Annotated in this window: 16 protein-coding genes; 12 read left to right on the forward strand and 4 right to left on the reverse strand. The window is 58.6% G+C overall.

The window, feature by feature from the left end; translation table 11 throughout:
- The 6 genes from EI290_RS15005 (at position 1) to EI290_RS15030 (ending at position 6007) form a co-directional block, all read left to right on the forward strand.
- Entirely contained in the window at positions 1 to 393 is a 393-nt protein-coding gene (locus EI290_RS15005) for a VOC family protein (protein ID WP_125432053.1), read from the forward strand.
- 41 nt (positions 394 to 434) lie between these two features.
- The gene (selD, locus tag EI290_RS15010) at positions 435 to 1493 is read left to right on the forward strand and encodes a selenide, water dikinase SelD (RefSeq protein WP_125432055.1); all 1059 of its coding nucleotides are present in this window, start codon (positions 435 to 437) and stop codon (positions 1491 to 1493) included.
- Positions 1494 to 1565: 72 nt separating this feature from the next.
- Positions 1566 to 2159: a hypothetical protein gene (locus EI290_RS15015; protein ID WP_125432057.1), complete on the forward strand. Its 594-nt coding sequence runs from the start codon at positions 1566 to 1568 to the stop codon at positions 2157 to 2159.
- Between the two features lie 168 nt (positions 2160 to 2327).
- Positions 2328 to 4235, forward strand: coding sequence for a sensor histidine kinase (locus EI290_RS15020; RefSeq protein WP_125432059.1), 1908 nt, complete (start codon positions 2328 to 2330; stop codon positions 4233 to 4235).
- Between the two features lie 95 nt (positions 4236 to 4330).
- A complete protein-coding gene (locus EI290_RS15025; RefSeq protein ID WP_125432061.1) occupies positions 4331 to 5107 on the forward strand; it encodes an alpha/beta fold hydrolase in 777 nt (258 codons plus the stop codon).
- Between the two features lie 192 nt (positions 5108 to 5299).
- Complete coding sequence (locus EI290_RS15030) at positions 5300 to 6007, forward strand: SAM-dependent methyltransferase (RefSeq protein WP_125432063.1); 708 nt, start codon at positions 5300 to 5302, stop codon at positions 6005 to 6007.
- 94 nt (positions 6008 to 6101) lie between these two features.
- Here EI290_RS15030 and feoB read toward each other — a convergent pair whose 3' ends face one another.
- Positions 6102 to 8285, reverse strand: coding sequence for a ferrous iron transport protein B (gene feoB, locus EI290_RS15035; RefSeq protein ID WP_125432065.1), 2184 nt, complete (start codon positions 8283 to 8285; stop codon positions 6102 to 6104).
- 11 nt (positions 8286 to 8296) lie between these two features.
- On the reverse strand, positions 8297 to 8515 hold the full coding sequence (locus tag EI290_RS15040; protein ID WP_246008967.1) for a FeoA family protein: 219 nt from the start codon (positions 8513 to 8515) through the stop codon (positions 8297 to 8299).
- 266 nt (positions 8516 to 8781) lie between these two features.
- Between EI290_RS15040 and EI290_RS15045 the strand changes: the two genes are divergently transcribed.
- From EI290_RS15045 to EI290_RS15060, 4 genes are all read left to right on the forward strand, one after another.
- Entirely contained in the window at positions 8782 to 9681 is a 900-nt protein-coding gene (locus EI290_RS15045) for a carboxypeptidase-like regulatory domain-containing protein (protein ID WP_185817012.1), read from the forward strand.
- A 164-nt stretch (positions 9682 to 9845) separates the two neighbouring features.
- A complete protein-coding gene (locus EI290_RS23040; protein WP_185817013.1) occupies positions 9846 to 9977 on the forward strand; it encodes a GxxExxY protein in 132 nt (43 codons plus the stop codon).
- Between the two features lie 80 nt (positions 9978 to 10057).
- Positions 10058 to 10402, forward strand: coding sequence for a hypothetical protein (locus EI290_RS15055; protein ID WP_125432073.1), 345 nt, complete (start codon positions 10058 to 10060; stop codon positions 10400 to 10402).
- Positions 10403 to 10505: 103 nt separating this feature from the next.
- Positions 10506 to 10664: a GxxExxY protein gene (locus EI290_RS15060; RefSeq protein ID WP_125432075.1), complete on the forward strand. Its 159-nt coding sequence runs from the start codon at positions 10506 to 10508 to the stop codon at positions 10662 to 10664.
- 104 nt (positions 10665 to 10768) lie between these two features.
- Here the strand turns inward: EI290_RS15060 and EI290_RS15065 are convergent, their stop codons facing one another.
- Together EI290_RS15065 and EI290_RS15070 are read right to left on the reverse strand one after the other, a co-directional pair.
- Complete coding sequence (locus EI290_RS15065; RefSeq protein ID WP_125432077.1) at positions 10769 to 11419, reverse strand: OmpA family protein; 651 nt, start codon at positions 11417 to 11419, stop codon at positions 10769 to 10771.
- Positions 11420 to 11498: 79 nt separating this feature from the next.
- On the reverse strand, positions 11499 to 14000 hold the full coding sequence (locus EI290_RS15070; RefSeq protein WP_125432079.1) for a bifunctional UDP-N-acetylmuramoyl-tripeptide:D-alanyl-D-alanine ligase/alanine racemase: 2502 nt from the start codon (positions 13998 to 14000) through the stop codon (positions 11499 to 11501).
- 119 nt (positions 14001 to 14119) lie between these two features.
- Between EI290_RS15070 and EI290_RS15075 the strand changes: the two genes are divergently transcribed.
- Both EI290_RS15075 and EI290_RS15080 read left to right on the forward strand, forming a co-directional pair.
- Positions 14120 to 15016, forward strand: coding sequence for an EamA family transporter (locus EI290_RS15075; protein WP_125432081.1), 897 nt, complete (start codon positions 14120 to 14122; stop codon positions 15014 to 15016).
- A 142-nt stretch (positions 15017 to 15158) separates the two neighbouring features.
- The gene (locus EI290_RS15080; protein ID WP_125432083.1) at positions 15159 to 17720 is read left to right on the forward strand and encodes a YfhO family protein; all 2562 of its coding nucleotides are present in this window, start codon (positions 15159 to 15161) and stop codon (positions 17718 to 17720) included.
- Positions 17721 to 17836: the final 116 nt, after the last annotated feature.

A 17836-nucleotide genomic window follows, 5' to 3' on the forward strand; every position in this document is an offset into this window, starting at 1 on the left:
ATGGTTTTTCCGACGTTGCGCGTGGCACGCCCCACCGACAACCTACCCAAGCTGGTGCATTTCTACCGGGACGGGCTGGGTCTGCAGGAATTAGCTTCTTTCAGAGGACATGCCGGTTTTGATGGGGTAATGCTGGGCCACCCGCAGGCACCTTACCACCTGGAGTTCACGCACCAGCCCGGCCACATCGTGGGCCAGGCGCCTACTGCCGACCACCTTCTCGTATTTTATCTGCCCGATGCGGTGCAGTGGCAGGCCGCCATTGCCCGGATGATTACTGCTGGCTTTGAGCCCGTACCTGCCTACAATCCGTACTGGGACCAGCACGGCCGCACCTTCCAGGACCCCGACGGTTACCATGTGGTGCTACAGTGCGCTGCCTGGCACCTGTAATGTATACCTTGCTCCCGACTTTTCGGCCTTCCTCTTTGTATATGAACCCATCTGACTCCTCCGCCGACATCCGCCTGACCCAGTACAGCCACGGCGCGGGCTGCGGGTGCAAAATTGCTCCCAAAGTACTCGACCAGATTTTGCATACCAGCCTGCCTCAGCCCCAGTACGAGCGGCTGCTGGTGGGCAATGCTTCCCGCGACGACGCGGCTGTGTATGACATTGGCGGCGGGCAGGCCATCATCAGTACCACCGATTTTTTCATGCCTATCGTGGATGATGCCTATGATTTTGGGCGTATTGCTTCCGCCAATGCCATTTCGGATGTGTATGCCATGGGCGGGCGTCCCGTTATGGCCATTGCCGTGCTGGGCTGGCCCATTGATAAGCTAGCCCCGGAAGTAGCCCGGCGGGTAATTGAAGGTAGCCGCAGCATTTGTCAGGAGGCTGGCATTCCCCTGGCGGGTGGCCACAGCATTGATTCGCCCGAACCCATCTTTGGCCTGGCCGTAACGGGCCTGCTGGCCATCGAAAACCTGAAGCAGAACGATACGGCCACGGCCGGCTGCGAGCTGTATCTTACCAAACCACTGGGAGTTGGAATGCTGACCACGGCCCAGAAGCGGGGTATTTTGCAACCTGAGCACGCCCATATTGCTCCCCAGAGCATGATGCAGCTTAACAAGATTGGGGCGGAGCTGGGTCAGCTGCCCGGCGTACGCGCCATGACCGACGTTACCGGCTTCGGGCTCCTGGGCCATTTGGCCGAGGTGTGTGAGGGCAGTAACCTTACCGCCGAAATCAGCTTTGCGAAGGTACCGCGCCTGCCCGAAGCCGAGCAGTACCGCCTGCAGAAAGCCATTCCGGGCGGCACGGTGCGCAACTGGGACTCCTATGGCCACAAGGTAGGGGCCATTACTGAGGAACAGCGGGCCTGGCTCTGCGACCCCCAAACCTCCGGGGGGCTGCTGGTGTGCGTGGAGCCCGGGAGCCGGGAGGCTGTCCGGACGGTATTCGGGGCTCATGGCCTGCAGCTGGAGGCATTTGGCCACTTGCGGGCTCACGCCGTTGCCGAACCCTGGATTGTGGTCAATTCCTAACAAATACTGGCCTGGGCCGGCCGGCCTCCGGAACTAGTGGCCGGCCGACATTATTGTATTAGCAGCTGCTGCATGAAGCTTCTTTCCTTTTTGCGCCCAGTGTTGGAGGCAGCCGCGGTAGTTGGGGTAGTACTAGTTGTTCTGCGGCTGCTTAGCGGGTTATTCAGCCGCAAAAGCCACGTGTATCAACCTACTGCCTTCCGGCAGTTTACGCTGCTGTTCTGGCCGGTGCTCTGCCTGGCAGTGGGCCTGCCATTTCTGGTTAGCTTCTTTCTGGCCGAATATACTTCTGCTTACGAGCTAGGGCTGCTGCTGGCACTGGCCGCCCTGGTGTTGGGCTTTTCCGTTCCGGCCTTCGTGCTGCATACGTATTACTATTTCATCAACCAGCATACTACCCTTGTTTTCGACCCCAAGCAAAACGTGCTGGAAGTGTATGAGGCTTCGGTGCGGATACCGTTTGGAAAGAGTGATATCAGGCAGGTTGAGTACGTGACCTGCCGGTCGGAGAGACTGTTTTGGAGCCCGTACGTTTACCTGCGGCTACACCTGCGCTCCGGCGAAATTCTGACGCTTACTTCCTTGTTAGTTAAGCTGGCCCCAGTGGCAGAGTTTCTGCGCAACACTCCCTTGGAGCACCGCCAGCGGTGGCTGTGCTGGCCTTAGCTGAACAGTACATGGGTAAACTACCAGTTACGCTCGTTAAAGACTGGTTTCAGCCCGATTATACAAGTACTCTAGCTACCTATATTTGTTAACGACTCCCCGCACCCGTTTACGTCTCCGCGTGGTGGGGTGTAAGTGGCTCTGCCCTCCTTAGTGCTCCTATTGTCTATGTGGCGGTTCCTGCTGGTTGCGTTTCTGCTGTGCTGCCTGCCCGCAAGCTCCGGAGCTCATGCGGCTTCGGTGCCCGAGCTGCTGCAACAATTGCGCACCCAACCCGCCGATACCACCCGAATCCGGCTTCTGAACGAGGTGTGCTATGCCTTGCACGACAATGAGCCAACCCGGGCCCTTACCTACGGCGAAGAAAGCGTTGCCCTGGCCCGCCGCCTTAACCACCGGCCAGGTTTGCTGGTTGCGCTGCTGCATCTGGCCAGCTGTTACGCTAATCTGGCCGATGGTCCCCATGCTTTGCAGCTACAGCAGGAAGCCCTGCTCCTAGCCCGGCGACTACGCTCCAACGACGGGCTGGTACGCAGCTACACCGGCATGGGCGGTGTATACCATGAGCGCAACGATACGGCGGCCGCGCTGCGCAATTACCAGCGGGCCTTAGCGTATGCCTACCGGCCCGATGTACGGCCGCGCACTCAGTTAATGCTGTTTGGCAACCTGGGCAACCTGTATTTCTATTTGCAGCGCCGCCAGCAGGGACTGTTGTTTACCCGCCGTGCGTTGCAGCTGGCCCGCCGCACCGGCGACCGGGCCGGGGAGTCATTGTACCTGGCCGATATGGGTTCCTTTTACATGCAGATGAACCAGTTGGAAACTGCCGAAGGCTTACTCCGGCAGGCTGTTTCCAGCATCGAGCCCTTGCACAACAACCGGTTCAAGGCTGGGCACCTGGAGTTGCTGGCTACCGTGCTGCTCCTGCAGAATAAGCTTCCGGAAGCGGATAGCCTCACCCGCCGGGCCCTGCAGCTGGCCCGCCGTATTCAGTACCGGGAGCGGGTACTGGACGCTTACAGCCTGCTGGCTGAAATACACGTGAGCCGCCACGATTTTGAGCAGGCGTATGCCTGGCAAACCAGGTACCGCGACCTGAACGATTCACTCAATAGCCGCTCCCGTGTACAAACCCTTACGGCCCTGCAAACCCGCTACGAAACCGCCGATAAGGAGCATCAGATTCGGCGCCTCACGGAGCGGGAGTTGGTAATGCAGCAGCGCAACCGGGCCCTATGGGTAGCTGTGGCGGCGCTGCTGCTGGGCCTGGGGGGCATGGGCTACCTGTACACCAAACTCCGGCGCAGCCGCGCTGAGCTGGCCACCAACCACCAGGCGCTGGAGGAAATAACCAAGGAGCTGCGGCAGTTGGCTTCTTCCAAAGACCGGCTGTATGCCATTGTGGCCCACGATTTGCGCGGCCCGGTTACTTCTTTCGCGGGCGTTACGGAGCTGATTGATTTTTATCTGAAGCAGGGGGATGAGGAAGGCCTGCGTCGGCTTCCGAGCCTGGTCCGGCAGTCGGCCCATCAACTCAACCATCTGCTGGATAACCTGCTGAACTGGGCCGTAAACCAAACCGGCGAGCTGGCATTTCGCCCGGAGCGGCGCTTGGTGCAGGAGCTTTGCCACGAAACGATGCACCTGTACGCCAACGCCGCCGAGGCTAAGCAGATTACACTGCACACGACCTGCCCCACTCAGCTGGCCGTTTGGGCCGACGCGCACATGACGCAGACTATTCTGCGCAACCTCGTCGGCAATGCTCTTAAGTTTACGCCCGCTGGCGGCCGCATCACGCTGCTGGCCGAACAGCGGGATGCCGGCACAGTTGCCTTGTGCGTGCAGGACACCGGTACGGGCATGGACCCCGCTCAGGTGGCCATGCTGTTCTCCCCGGAGGGCTCGGCCTCGCCCCTGCGGGGGCGGCGCTCAGGCACGGGGCTGGGGTTGCTACTGTGCCGGGCATTTGTTGACCGGCAGGGAGGCTCCCTGTCCATTGAGAGCACCCCGGGACAGGGCACCACGGTGTGCGTACTACTGCCGGCAGCCCGACTGGACCAGCTCCGTTAGCAGCACTTGATTTGTGCTTCCGTGGGCTCACCGCCCAGGTCTGCCAGGGCCCTGAGCCAGCATTTCTATTCCGGAAGCCCCATCTTTGTGCTACTATGCTACAACTACACTTCCGTGAAATGGGGCAGGGTACCCCACTGGTGATTTTGCACGGCCTGTTCGGCACACTGGACAACTGGCAAACTCTGGCCCGGCGCTGGGCCGAAGCCGGCCACCGGGTAGTGGTGGCCGACCTGCGTAACCACGGCCGCTCCCCACATGCGGCCGAGCACACCTACTCACTAATGGCGGAAGATGTGCTGGGCTTGTTCGACCAGCTGCAGCTCGCCCCCGACACTGTTCTACTGGGCCACAGTATGGGCGGCAAAGTAGCCATGCGCTTCGCCCTCGACCACCCGGAGCGCCTCGGCAAGCTGGTTGTGGTGGATATTGCGCCGCGTTTTTCTGATATGGAGCACCAGGACAGCGTTATTACCGGCCTGAACGCCGTGCCGCTGGCCACCCTGGAAAACCGCCAGCAGGCCGACGAGGCCCTGGCCCGTTACATCCGGCAGGTAGACACTCGCCAGTTTCTGCTCAAGAACCTCTACCGCCGCGAAGACAATAGCTTTGCCTGGCGGCCCAACTTGGCCGTACTTACGGCGGGCATGGCCCAGGTGGGTGAGGCCATTACAAGCCCGCAGCCCTTCCTCAAGCCTGCCCTGTTTATCCGTGGAGGCTTGTCCGATTATATCACTGCCGATGATAAGCTGCATGGCATTCCGGCGCTTTTTCCAAACTCCCAGGTAGAAACCGTAGTGGACGCCGGCCACTGGGTGCACGCCGAAAAGCCCGAGGAGGTATTTGGCTTGGTGCAGGCGTTCATGCAATAGTTGAGCAGTAATACTTGAGTGGTGAGTAAGCTGTAGTCCTTCATCTGGCGTCCGCTGGCGCAGGGCTTCAGGGCAGTTAAACAGTCTCAGCGTACCGCTGCCAGTATAAGCGCCAGAACCTCCGGATGTAAAAGGACTTTCGCGCACTCAGGCTATCGGCCTATCTATTTCTTCACCTCAGCACTTTCCCGCATGCCCGGCACACTTTATCTTATTCCTACCATCCTGGCCGATGATACGGCCGCACAAGTGCTGCCGCCCCAGGTAGCCAGCCGGGTAAGTGGGCTGCAGGTTTTCTTGGTTGAAAATGCCCGCACGGCCCGTCGGTTTATCAAGAGTATTGCTCCTGAGCAGGTGATAGAGGAGCTGCGTATCAGTGTAATCGACAAGGACAGCACCGAGGCCCAGATTCAGGCGGCCCTGCAGCCGGTAGTGGCTGGGCAGGATGCCGGGGTAATTTCGGAGGCCGGATGCCCGGGCATTGCGGACCCCGGCGCCGAGCTGGCCCGGCGGGCCCATCAGCTGGGAGTGCGCGTGGTGCCGCTGGTAGGGCCCTCTTCCCTGCTGCTGGCCCTGATGGCCTCGGGCATGAACGGCCAGAGTTTTGCGTTCCACGGTTACCTGCCCATTGAGCGGAGTAAGCGAGTGGCAATGCTTAAAAAGCTGGAGCAGCAGGCCCTGCAACAGCACCAGACGCAACTGTTCATTGAGACGCCCTATCGTAACCTGCCACTGCTCGAAGACCTGCTTGCCACCCTGCACCCCGCTACCCGCCTTTGCGTAGCAGCCAGCCTCACGGCCCCCAACGAATATATCCGCACCGATACCATTGCCGGCTGGCGCAAAGGCCAGCTGCCGGATATTCATAAGCAGCCCGCCGTATTTCTGCTAGGGCAGTAAGCAGGGATTTGTTGTTTGTTATTGGTTGTCAGTTGTTCGGTTCTAATTCAAAAAACAAACAACTGACAACTAATAACAAACAACAAATCCCTACTTATTGCATCAGCTGGTACACCACCAATGATGATACGTAAGCCAGTCCCGTCATGTACAGTGCCTGCAGAATGGGCCATTTCCAGCCCTTGGTTTCGCGGTAGGTAGCCGCCAGGGTGCTCATGCACTGCATGGCAAACACGTAAAATACCAGCAGGGAGAAAGCACGGGCCGGCGTGAAAAACGGCTGCCCGTCAGCATCTTTTTCGGCGGCCAGCTTTTGCTGCACCGTCTGCTGATCCGCTTCCTGGCCCACGCTGTAAATGGTACTCATCGTCCCGACGAACACTTCCCGGGCTGCAAACGAGGTAATAAGCGAAATACCAATCTTCCAGTCGAAGCCCAGGGGCCGGATGGCTGGTTCCAGCACATGCCCGAACACCCCGGCGTAGGAGTTCTCCAACCGCTCAGAGGCCACGCGGGCTTCGGTTTCTTCCGGGGAAAGGCGTTGGGCGGTGGCTTCGGTGCGGGCCGCTGTTTCGGCCTGTTCTATCCGACCGGGCGGCCCGTAGGTAGCCAGCACCCACAGCAGAATGGATATGGCCAGAATCACCTTGCCGGCCTGAAAAACAAAAGCCTTTACTTTCTCCACGATGGTGATACCCACGTTCTTCCACCGGGGCCAGCGGTACACCGGAAACTCCATAATGAAGTAGCTCCGCTCCTGGGTTTTCAGCAGCAGCTTCATGGCCCAGGCCGACAGAATAGCGGCAAAGAAGCCCAGCAGGTACAGGCCCATTAGGGCAATGCCGCGCAGGTTGAATACACCCAGCACGGGCGCATCGGGCACCACCAGCCCAATGAGCACCGTGTACACCGGAATACGGGCCGAGCACGACATCAGCGGGGTTACGAAGATGGTGATGAGCCGGTCTTTGCGGTTTTCAATGGTGCGGGCACTCATAATGGCCGGCACGGCGCAGGCCACCCCCGAAATCAGGGGGACAATGCTCTTACCATTCAGCCCAAAGCGCCGCATAATCCGGTCCATCATGAAGGTTACGCGGGCCATGTAGCCGGTTTCCTCCAACACCGCAATGAAGGCAAACAACAGCGCAATCTGCGGGATAAAGATGAGTACGCCCCCCAGGCCCGCCAGCACGCCTTCCGTGAGCAGGTTAATCAACGGCCCGTCAAAGTTGGTCTGAATAAGCCCATTGATCCAGGCCACGCCCTGGTCGATGAGGTCCATGGGGTAGCTGGCCCAGGCAAAAACTGCCTGAAACATCAGAAACAGGACCGAAAAGAAAATCAGGTAGCCCCACACTTTGTGAGTCAGTACCCGGTCGAGGCGGTTGCTGTAGGGCTCGTTCTGCTCCGTGCGCGTCACCGATACGCAGTTCAGCAGCACCTCATTGATGCGCTGGTAGCGGCTGATGGTTTCCTGAGCCTGCTGCTCCAGAGGCTTAAACTGGTATTGCTCCGTTAGCTCCTGCACATAAGCACGCTCATCCGGCGTCAGGAAATTTATGTGACGGTACTGATGCGCGTAATGCAGCGCCAGGTAGTCGTTGTGCAGGTTGAAGTAGTAGCGGATCTGCCGGATCATGGGCAGCAGGCTCTCCTCGGGGGAGTAAAACTGTACGGTAGGCGCGTCCAGGGTCTGCGCCATTACAATTTTCAGGGCGGCAATACCTACCCCCTTGCGGGCATTCATCGGAATGATAGGCACCCCCAACTCCTGCTGCAGAGCCGCAATGTCAATTTTTACCCCGTGCTGCTCCGCCACATCCATCATGTTCAGGGCCAGCACTGTGGGCAGGCCCATGTCGGCCAGCTGCGTGAACAGCAGCAGGTTGCGGCGCAGGTTACTGGCATCCACTGTTACCACCACAAAATCGGGGTACTGGTTGCTCGTCTTGTCGTAAAACAAGTCGGTAATAACCTTCTCGTCGAGGCTTTTAGGATAGAGGGAGTAAGTACCGGGCAGGTCAATTATTTCAGCCCGGTGCTGGGAGGTCAGCTGGCTGATGCCGGTTTTGCGGTCTACCGTCACGCCGGGGAAGTTGCCTACCTTCTGGTTAAGCCCGGTAAGCTGATTGAACAGCGAGGATTTGCCGGAGTTAGGGTTGCCAACCAGCGCAATACGGGTTAGTGCCCCCGGGTGGCGCAGCGCTGCGTTTTCCAGCCCTGCAGCCGAAACGCCGGCACCGGCCCGGCCGGAAAGTAATTGCCCGCCTGCCATGTACGAACTCCTTATTTCAGAAAAATAGTCGCTGCCTCACTTACGCGCAACGAGAGCGTATAATCGGCCATGTCACCTACCACCACGGTAATAGGGCAGCCCAGCGGAGCCCGGCTGTTCAGCCGCACCTGCGTACCCGGAATACACCCCATTTCCAGAAGCTTAAGCGCCATTTCCGGGTCTTTCAGACAGCAGATGGTGCCACTCTCCCCCAGTTGAAGGTCTTTCACACTGCGGGGTGCGGGAGCGGCAGGGGCAAGCGGTGGGTGGTCAGACACGGGCGGGGGATTATTTAGACTTACTTCAAACAAAGGTACCACCCAATTATGTTTCAGCCAAAATTCGCCGCCGCTGGATTTAGGGAACGGGCCCGCCCTAACCCATTGATTTGTAATTATTCCGAAATTGAATTGCACCGTTATAAATATTCAGGGAAGACTTGCTTTCAATGCCAGTTTTCATTGTAATTTTGGGATATACATTAGTCTGCTCGCATATGCTCCAACGCGTACTTTCTCTCTTTGCACTGGCTTTGCTGCTTCCGGCTCTCAGCTTTGCTCAGGACGCTAAAATGACTGGCCGTATCGTCGATGATAAGACGAAAGAGCCCATTCCCTTTGCCTCTATCGGGTTGAAAGAAGAGCAAACCGGCGCTCTGACCAACGAGTATGGCTTCTTCCAGATGGCTATGCCACAGAAGGCGCAGCAGGACTCCCTGATTATCATGGCGCTGGGCTACTTCCGCAAGGCAGTACTTATTAAGCCCGGCATCAAGGTGCAGGACATGATTATTGAGGTGCCCAAGCGCGCTATTGAGCTGAAAAACGTAACCGTTACCGGCGGCAAGGTGAAAGACCTGGCCCTGGGCTCTAAATCGAATACGCCCGGCGAAGGCATGATTCAGGGTATGCCTGGCAGCCAGTACGCCTTCTTCGTGAAGAATGACAAGGGCAAGAAGCTCGGCAACGTGCGCTCCGTATCCTTTTACATCGGTGAGAATGGCTTTCCCCGGGAGCCGTTCCGGGTGCGGCTGTACAAAGCCGACGGCAACTATAACTCGCCTAACACCGACCTGCTAACGGAAAACATTGTGGTTTCGGCCCCGAAAGGCGGCGAGTGGTACACCGTGGATCTGACCCAGTACAATATTGAAGCACCGGTTGAAGGCTTCTTTGTAGCCATGGAGTGGATTGTGAGTGGTGACAACTTCTACACCACCAACTTCATGGACAACTATACGCCCTACGGCCAGATTCTGCGCCCGACGTTTGAGTTCAAGGAAGCCCGCACCTGGAACTACACTATTGGCCGTGGCTGGAGCCTGATTACTCTCTCCAGCGGAGGCAACCGCTACAACGCCATGATCCGGGCCGAAGTAGACCAGATTAAAGACTGATTACGCGGATATTGAGCGTATCACACAGATTGAGTGGACGGCTCCTGCTTCGCGGCAAGAGCCGTCCTTTTTTGGCTTAGTGCAATTATTCCTTTTACTGAAATTATCTTTCTCTATGAGAGAAGACAGTCGCCTTAATGACACTGCCAAGCCTATAATTGGATGTGCTATGGGCAGTACACCAGAAATTAGGTCATAGTTTTCCTGCACTTGTCCATCAGCGTGCCTTATTGGTAGAGCTTATGCAAGCCGGTTTCGCGCATCAGCGTAAGGTTCAATTACCAGCTTATCCATAAAAGCGCTGTCATAGGTACCCGAAGGGTATATCTATTGGTTTCGGCAATTATATTGTTGTACGCAATTTTCAACCACCCCGATGAAGTTAGAGCAGAGAATAGTGACAACAATTCCTTTAGAACAGCTTTGGAATGAAGCCGAAATCCTTCCACATGAACGGCAGGAGTATTTAAATGAGCAAGAGGTTCAGGACCTTTTAAAAAATGGAAATGTACCAATCGTGCTTGCAAGCTGCGGACTAAAACTTGCTTGGATAGCTCCACTGGAAGCACTTGCCAGGTTCAAAAGAGAAATCAAGGGTCACATTGTCAACAATCCAGACAGGTTTGTACTGCAAGACTACGAAGATGACTGGTGTTATTTGGCTTCCCTTTGGAATAACACATTAGAAGAGCGGGTACTTTTGTTGGAAACGTACCATTGAGATGCGTACAACATGCGCTTTTAGAAAGTCGGGCTGAAGTGCTATCTTTCAACAACAAAACAATCACCAGCTGAAGTGCCAAAGTGAGGCTGCATACCAATGAATGCCCGCCCTTCTTAAAGCGCTTCCTTGCTGGAAATCAAATACGTTGCGTGAACTCCGTAAGAGTCATTTTGCTCACGTAATAAACTACCTCAAAGCTTACCGACTTGCAGTAGCCCTGCTGTTGAATTTCGGCGAAACTAGCCTGAAAGTCCGCTGATTCTTGCACACTCCTAACCACATAGGCGGCTGAGAAAAAATAAAAAAGAACGGCCCCTACCGCGAAGCAGGAGCCGTTCACTCAATCCACGCAATCAGTGGTCCTTATTTGCGCACGGCAATTTCTACGCGGCGGTTTTGCTGGCGGCCGGCGGCGGTAGCATTGCTGGCGGCGGGGGCGGTTTCGCCCATAGGCTCCAGGGTCACCTGAGCGTCAGTCATCATGCCATTGCTGACCAACCATTTTTTCACGGTAGCGGCTCGTTTGGCACTCAACTCCTGGTTATAGTTTTTATCCCCCCGCGAATCGGCAAAGCCCATAATGCGTACGTCTTTGCCTTTGTAGCGACGGGCAACCGAAGCACTGATTTCGGACAGCGCCCGGGTAGCGGAGGGCTTAATGTCAGCTTTATCGGTATCGAACAGGATTTTTTCGTCGATACCGTACACGTTATACTGCTCATTGCTGCGCACCGATACTTCGGGCAGATCAATTTCCTCCAGCTTCTCATCAACGAGAGTGGCTTTTGTCAGGTCCCAGGCATTTTCAACGGTGTTACCGGCCTTGTCGGCTGCCTTGCCAACGGCGGTTGTGGCATTGTCAGCTGCCTCAGCAACAGTTTCGCTGGTACGAGCTACTACGGCAGTATCGGCCGTGGCTTCCGACAGCTGGTCTTTTTCTTCGGGTTTCTTGAGGTCGGAGCAGGCAGCCAGCAACAGCGTAGCGGCCAGCGCGGAAAGTACTGTCTTTTTCATGATGGGGAGAGTTGGGTGAGGTTTGGCTTACGCGAGCAATGTTACGGGATGTTCGGCCCATATCCATATAGCCATACCCCTATTCGGCTACAAATACGCGCTTTACCCGCTCGCTCACATTGGTTAGCAACTCGTACGGAATGGTGCCGATTAGAGCGGCCAGCTCCCGAAGCGGTAGTCCTTGTCCAAACACCGTGGCCGTATCACCAGCCTGAGCCTCGGGTATGTGCGTTACATCCACCATGCACATATCCATGCACACGTTGCCTACCAGCGGAGCACGTTGTCCGCGGATCAGTACCGCGCCGGCCCCGTTGCCGAAGCGCCGGTCATAGCCGTCGGCGTAGCCGATGGCCAGGGTGGCAATGCGCCGCTCGTGGGAGGTAGCCTCGCCGCGTCGGCTGTAGCCCACGGTTTCGCCAGCCGGCAGGGTTTTGATCTGGGAAATAGTGGTGCGCAGCGTACTAACTGGGCGGAGCGCATCCTGCTCCTGCCCGGTGGCCTCAACCCCATACAACCCAATACCCAGACGGACCATATCGTACTGCGCGTCCGGGAACCGCACAATACCGGCCGAGTTCAGGGCGTGCTTCAGAATAGGGTAACCCAGAGCAGTTTCCAGCTGTGGGGCCATGCGCCCGAAAGCCGCCAGCTGCCGCCGGGAAAACTCGTTGTGCTGGGCTTCGTCGGCGCCGGCCAGGTGCGTAAGGGCACTGGCTACACGCAGGTGCCCCGCATACTGCCGGAGTATCCGGCAAAGCTCCGGTAAATCATCCTCAGCAAAGCCCAGGCGGCGCATTCCCGTATCGAGCTTGAGGTGAATGGCCGGCATGGTAGTTTCCTGGGCCGCCCGCAGGTACTCCCGGAGCAGCTCGAAAGAATAGATTTCGGGTTCCAGATGATACTGCCGCAACTTCTGGAAAGCATCCGGCGCGGGATTCATCACCATAAGGGGTAGGCTGATACCGTGCTGGCGCAGAGTTACACCCTCGTCGGCGTAGGCGACGGCCAGATAGTCGGCGCGGTGAAACTGGAGCAGGTTAGCCACTTCGGCCGAGCCGCTGCCGTAGGCAAAGGCTTTCACCATTACCATGAGCTTTACGCCGGGCTGCAGACGGCGGCGGTAAAAGTTGAGATTGTGCACCAGCGCATCCAAATCTACTTCCAGCACCGTGCCGTGGAGTTGGCGCTGAAATGCGGCCACAATCCGCTCAAACCCGTAGCGGCGGGCTCCTTTCACCAGCAACAGCTCCTGGCGGTATTGCTCAGGGCGAAAATCAGCTAAAAACGACTCGGTATCCGGGTAAAAGACGTTACTCAGGTTCCCGAAAGCGGCCTGGTGCTGGCTAATAGCGGGGCCGATGCCAATCAGGCGGTCCACCCCATGCGTGGGCAGCAGGGCTGCCACCCGGGCGTAAAGCTCGGCCCCGCCCAGGCCCGACTCCAACACATCGGACAAAATGAGCGTGCGGCGGCCCCGGCGTGTCTGGCGGGCCAGGGCGTCGAGGGCGAGGCGCAGGCCCGCCAGGTCGTTGTTATAGGTGTCGTCGAGAATGTAACAGTCGTTGAGGGCCTGCTTCATTTCGAGACGCATGGCTACGGACTGCAGCCGGTCGAGGCGGCGCTGAATTTCGGGAGTGGGCACCTGTCGCCACAGCAACACTGCCAGGCAGTGGAGGGCATTTTCCACCGAGGGTTCATCGGCAAAGGGCAGCGTGAAGGTATGCTCCTGGGGGCGGGGCCGCTTACGCTCCACCCGCACAACGGTGCGGTTGGCGGCGGCGTCCTGTACGGTTACCAGCAAGTCGGCCTCCTGGGCGTCGAAGAGGGGGCGCTGCCGCGTCCAGGCCACCAGCCGGGTGCGGGTGGCATCCAGCTGGCGGCGGGCAGTGACGTGTACCAGCTCGTGGTCGGCGCAGTAAAACAGGGTGTCGACGCCCGCAAAAAGGCGCATCTTCTCGGCGGCTTTTGCGGCGTGGGAGGCAAAGCCCGCATCGTGGGCGGTGCCCAGGTTGGTGAAGATGCCCAGCGTGGGTTGAATAACCCGGGCCAGCCGCTCCATTTCGCCGGATTCCGAAATACCGGCCTCAAAAATGCCCAGCGTGTGGCTGGCCGTCAGCTCCCACACGCTCAGGGGCACACCCACCTGCGAGTTATAGGAGCGGGGGCTTTTGCAAATCAGCTCGTCGGGGCTTAACAGTTGGGCCAGCCACTCTTTCACGATGGTTTTGCCGTTGGAGCCTGTAATGCCGAACACCGGGATGGAGAAATGGCGGCGGTGGTGGGTAGCCAGCTGCTGCAGGGCCGCCAGCGTATCGGGTACCAGCACGAAACCGGCCTCAGGGTAGGCGGCCAGATCCACGGCTTCCTGCACCACAAACTGTCGTACACCAGCCTGATACAGTTCAGGCAGGTAGCGGTGCCCATCGTGTTGGGGGCCACGCAGGGCGAAAAACAGGCTGTCGGCCGGGGTTTCGACGCGGCGGCTGTCAAGCAGCAGGCGTTGAATGGCGGCCGCCGCAGCGGGAAGTTGCAGCAACGTGCCGCTCAGGGAAGCTGGTAAATCGGAGAACTGGAGCATGGCCTGGCAAAGGTACGAGCCAGAAGAGGTTGGCAAGGAAGCAATAACAGCGTATCCCTACCCCATTCGCAACCTCTTCCCACTCGTACCTTTGTTTTCCCTCTTTGCTGCTTCCGTTCTTGAAACTCTCCCGTCATCACCTGGCCGCCTTCACGGCTTTCTTTATCTGGGGCTTTTTCCCGATTCCGCTGCGCTGGCTGGCCGGCTACCCCAGTGGGCAGATTTTGTTTTTTCGGGTGCTGATTTCGTTACTGCTCCTGCTACTGATTCAGGGGCTGACCCGCCGGCCGGTAGTGCAGCGCACCTGGCAGCAGTGGCAGACGGCCCCGGCGCCGGAGAAACGCCAGGTGCTTGGCAGCACGGTAGTAGGCGGCGTGCTGCTGACGTCCAACTGGCTGCTGTTTATTTATGTCATCAATCAGGTAAGCGTACAGGCGGGCTCGTTTGCCTACCTCATCTGCCCTATTCTTACCTCGTTGCTGGGGTTTGTGGTACTGCGCGAGAAGCTGCGGCTACAGCAGTGGCTGGCCATCGGGCTTAGTGCGCTGAGTTGTGTGCTGCTGGGCTCCGGCGAACTTCGGACACTGGGTATGAGCTTGGTTGTGGCCCTCACCTATGCGGCTTACCTGATCAGTCAGCGGCGCTTGCAGGGCTACGACCGGCTGGTGTTACTGACTGTGCAGCTTACTCTCACGGCCCTGCTGATTTTGCCGCTGGCCCCACTGCTGGGTGCCGAGCCGCTAGCGGGCCTGCACGATGCCCGGCTGCTGCGGGTAGCACTGCTACTGAGCACCTTGTTTACCATTATTCCGCTGTTTCTGAACCTGTACGCGCTAAACAAGCTGCCTTCGGGAACGGTGGGTATCTTCATGTATCTGAATCCGGTGCTAAGCTTTCTGTTGGCTTTTCTGTACTTCGGAGAGCAGGCTTCGGCTTTGAAGCTGGGGGCGTATGGCCTCATTATGGGGTCGGTTGTGCTCTACAATTTTCGCCTCGGTGGTTCCCGCCCGACGTAGTGCTCCCCCCTAATACCCCGGCAATACCAGTGCCTGCTCCCCTAACCGGCCTGCGCAACCCGCCAACATTCCCGTACCTTCGGGCTGCTTTGGTGGCACCTGGAGCCAGCCAATTCCCTTATCCGACTTTTTAGTAAGCCGAATGACTACTCCTCCCCGTCAGGCCGTTGCGCCGTGGTGGCGGCGGGTGCTGCCGCACCTGCTGGCCGTGTTGTTTTTTCTGGTGCTGGCCGCCGTGTACTTCTCTCCCATCCTGTTCGATGGCAAGACCCTGGCCCAGCACGATATTGTGCAGTTCAACGGCGGGGCCCACGAGGCGGCGCAGTTTCGCGAGCAGACTGGCGAAGAAGCCCTTTGGACCAACTCCATGTTCTCGGGGATGCCCACCTACCTCATCAGCACCCGCTTCCCCGGCGACCTGAGCCAGTACCTGCATAAGCTGTTCACGCTGGGGCTGCCGGCGGTAGTGGCTAACCTGTTTCTGGCCCTGGTGTGCGGCTACGCGCTGTGCGTGGCCCTGGGCCTCTCGCCGCTGGTAAGCGTGGTGGGCGCCATGGCCCTGGGTTTTACGAGCTATAACCTTATTATTCTGGCCGCCGGCCACAACACCAAGAGCCTGGCCCTAGCCTATGCTCCGCTAGTGCTGGCAGGCCTGCTGGTGGCGTTCCGGCGCAACAAGTGGCTGGGCACGGCTTTATTTGCGCTAGGGCTGGCCATGAACGTGCGCTCCAACCACCTCCAGATAACGTACTACCTGCTGCTGCTGGTGCTGGTGTTTGGGGTGGTGGAGCTGGTATTTGCCGCCCGCGAGAAGCGCCTGCCCGATTTCCTGACCCGCTCGGCCCTGTTGGCGGTGGCCGCCCTGCTGGCTGTGGGCGTGAGCTTCGGCCGCCTCTATACCACGCTGGAATACAGCAAGTACAGCATTCGGGGTAAGTCGGAGCTGAAAACGCCCCCGCCCGTGGCCCCCGGCCAGACGCCCGCTCCGGCCGAGGATGATGCCGGCTCAGGACTGGGCAAGGAGTACGCCTTCAGCTACAGCTACGGCATTGGCGAAACGGCCACGCTGCTTATTCCGAATTTCTACGGCGGAGCTTCGCAGATGAAGCTCTCCGAAAACTCGGAAACCGGCAAGGCCCTGGCCGCAGCCGGGGTGCCCCCCGTGCAGCTCTCCGACTACCTGGCCCAGATGCCCACCTACTGGGGCGACCAGCCCATTACCAGCGGCCCGGTGTACGTGGGCGCGGTGGTGTTCCTGCTGTTTGTACTGGGGTTGCTGGTGGCCGACCGGCGCACCCGCATCTGGCTGCTGGCAGGCACTTTGCTGTCCATCGTGCTGGCCTGGGGCAAGAACTTCGAAACCTTCAACTATCTGATGTTCGACTACTTCCCGGGCTATAATAAGTTCCGGGCGGTGAGTATGGCCCTCACTATAGCCCAGCTGGCTATGCCTTTGCTGGCCGTGCTGGCCCTGGCCCGTGTGCTGCGGGGCCGGGCTACCGGGGCTCCGGTAGCAGCCAGCACCCACCCCACCCTGGCCGCTTTGGCAGGCAGGCCCGCCGACGATGCCGATACGGCTTTTCTGAAAAAACAAGTGCTGCGGGCCCTGGCCGTTACGGCCGGCTTGTGCGTGCTGGCCTTCCTGGCCGGACTGGTATCCGATTTTGCGGCACCCATTGATGCCCAGCTCCAGCAGCAGGGCTTCCCCTTGGACGCGCTCCGGGCCGACCGGCACAGCTTGTTGAATACCGACGTGTTCCGGTCGTTGTTCTTTGTAGCGGCGGCTGGCGGGGTACTGTGGTTTTTTCTGCAGCGGAAGCTGTCGGCGGGGCTGGCGGCTACGTTGGTGGGGCTGCTCACGCTGGTAGATTTGTGGGGCGTGGATAAGCGCTACCTCAACGACGGCAACTTCCAGCAGGAAACCATTGCTGAGCAGTTTGTGCCCTCGCCCGCCGACCAGCAGATTCTGCAGGATAAGGACCTGAGCTACCGGGTACTGAACCTGCAAAACCCATTCAACGAAGCCCAGACCTCTTACTTCCACAAAAGCATCGGGGGCTACCACGGGGCCAAGCTGCGCCGCTACCAGGACTTAATTGAGCGGCAGATTTCCAGTAACAACACGGGCGTGCTCAATATGCTGAACACGCGCTACGTTATTACCGGCGACCCGAAGCAGCCCGTGCAGCGCAACCCCGGCGCCCTGGGCAATGCCTGGTTCGTGAGGGAGGTGCAGCAAGTGCAGAGTCCCGACGAAGAAATCAAGGCCCTGACGACAGCCAACCCGGCTACCACGGCCGTGGTGGATGCCTCCAAGTTCCCGCTCAGCAAAACAACGTATCCGACCACTGGCGCCAGCATTGCCCTCACCAAGTACACGCCCAACGCCCTTACCTACCGCGCCAACGCGCCGCAGGATGGCCTGGTAGTCTTCTCCGAAATTTATTACGCGGATGGCTGGAAGGCATTTATTGATGGCAAAGAGGCGCCCCATCTGCGGGCCAACTACGTGCTGCGTGCCTTGCCGGTGCCCGCCGGCACCCACACCATCGAGTTCAAGTTTGAGCCCTCGGAATATGCCCTAGGCAACACGGTGTCCCTGGTTTCCTCAGTGCTGCTGATTGCCGGGCTGCTGGTGGCCTTGTTCTATGCCATCCGGCACCGCCCCGAGCCGCACAGCCTGACGGATACGCTGCTGGCGTAAAACCTACGTTTCTGGTTGGTAGCTGCTGATTCCTGATTGCCACAATGCCTCCCCAGATGTAGAGTAACGACTTGATGAAAGCCTAGCGGGGTGATACGGCCAGTTGCATGGCTGGT

The organism is Hymenobacter metallilatus (assembly GCF_003944705.1).
Lineage (GTDB): Bacteria > Bacteroidota > Bacteroidia > Cytophagales > Hymenobacteraceae > Hymenobacter > Hymenobacter metallilatus.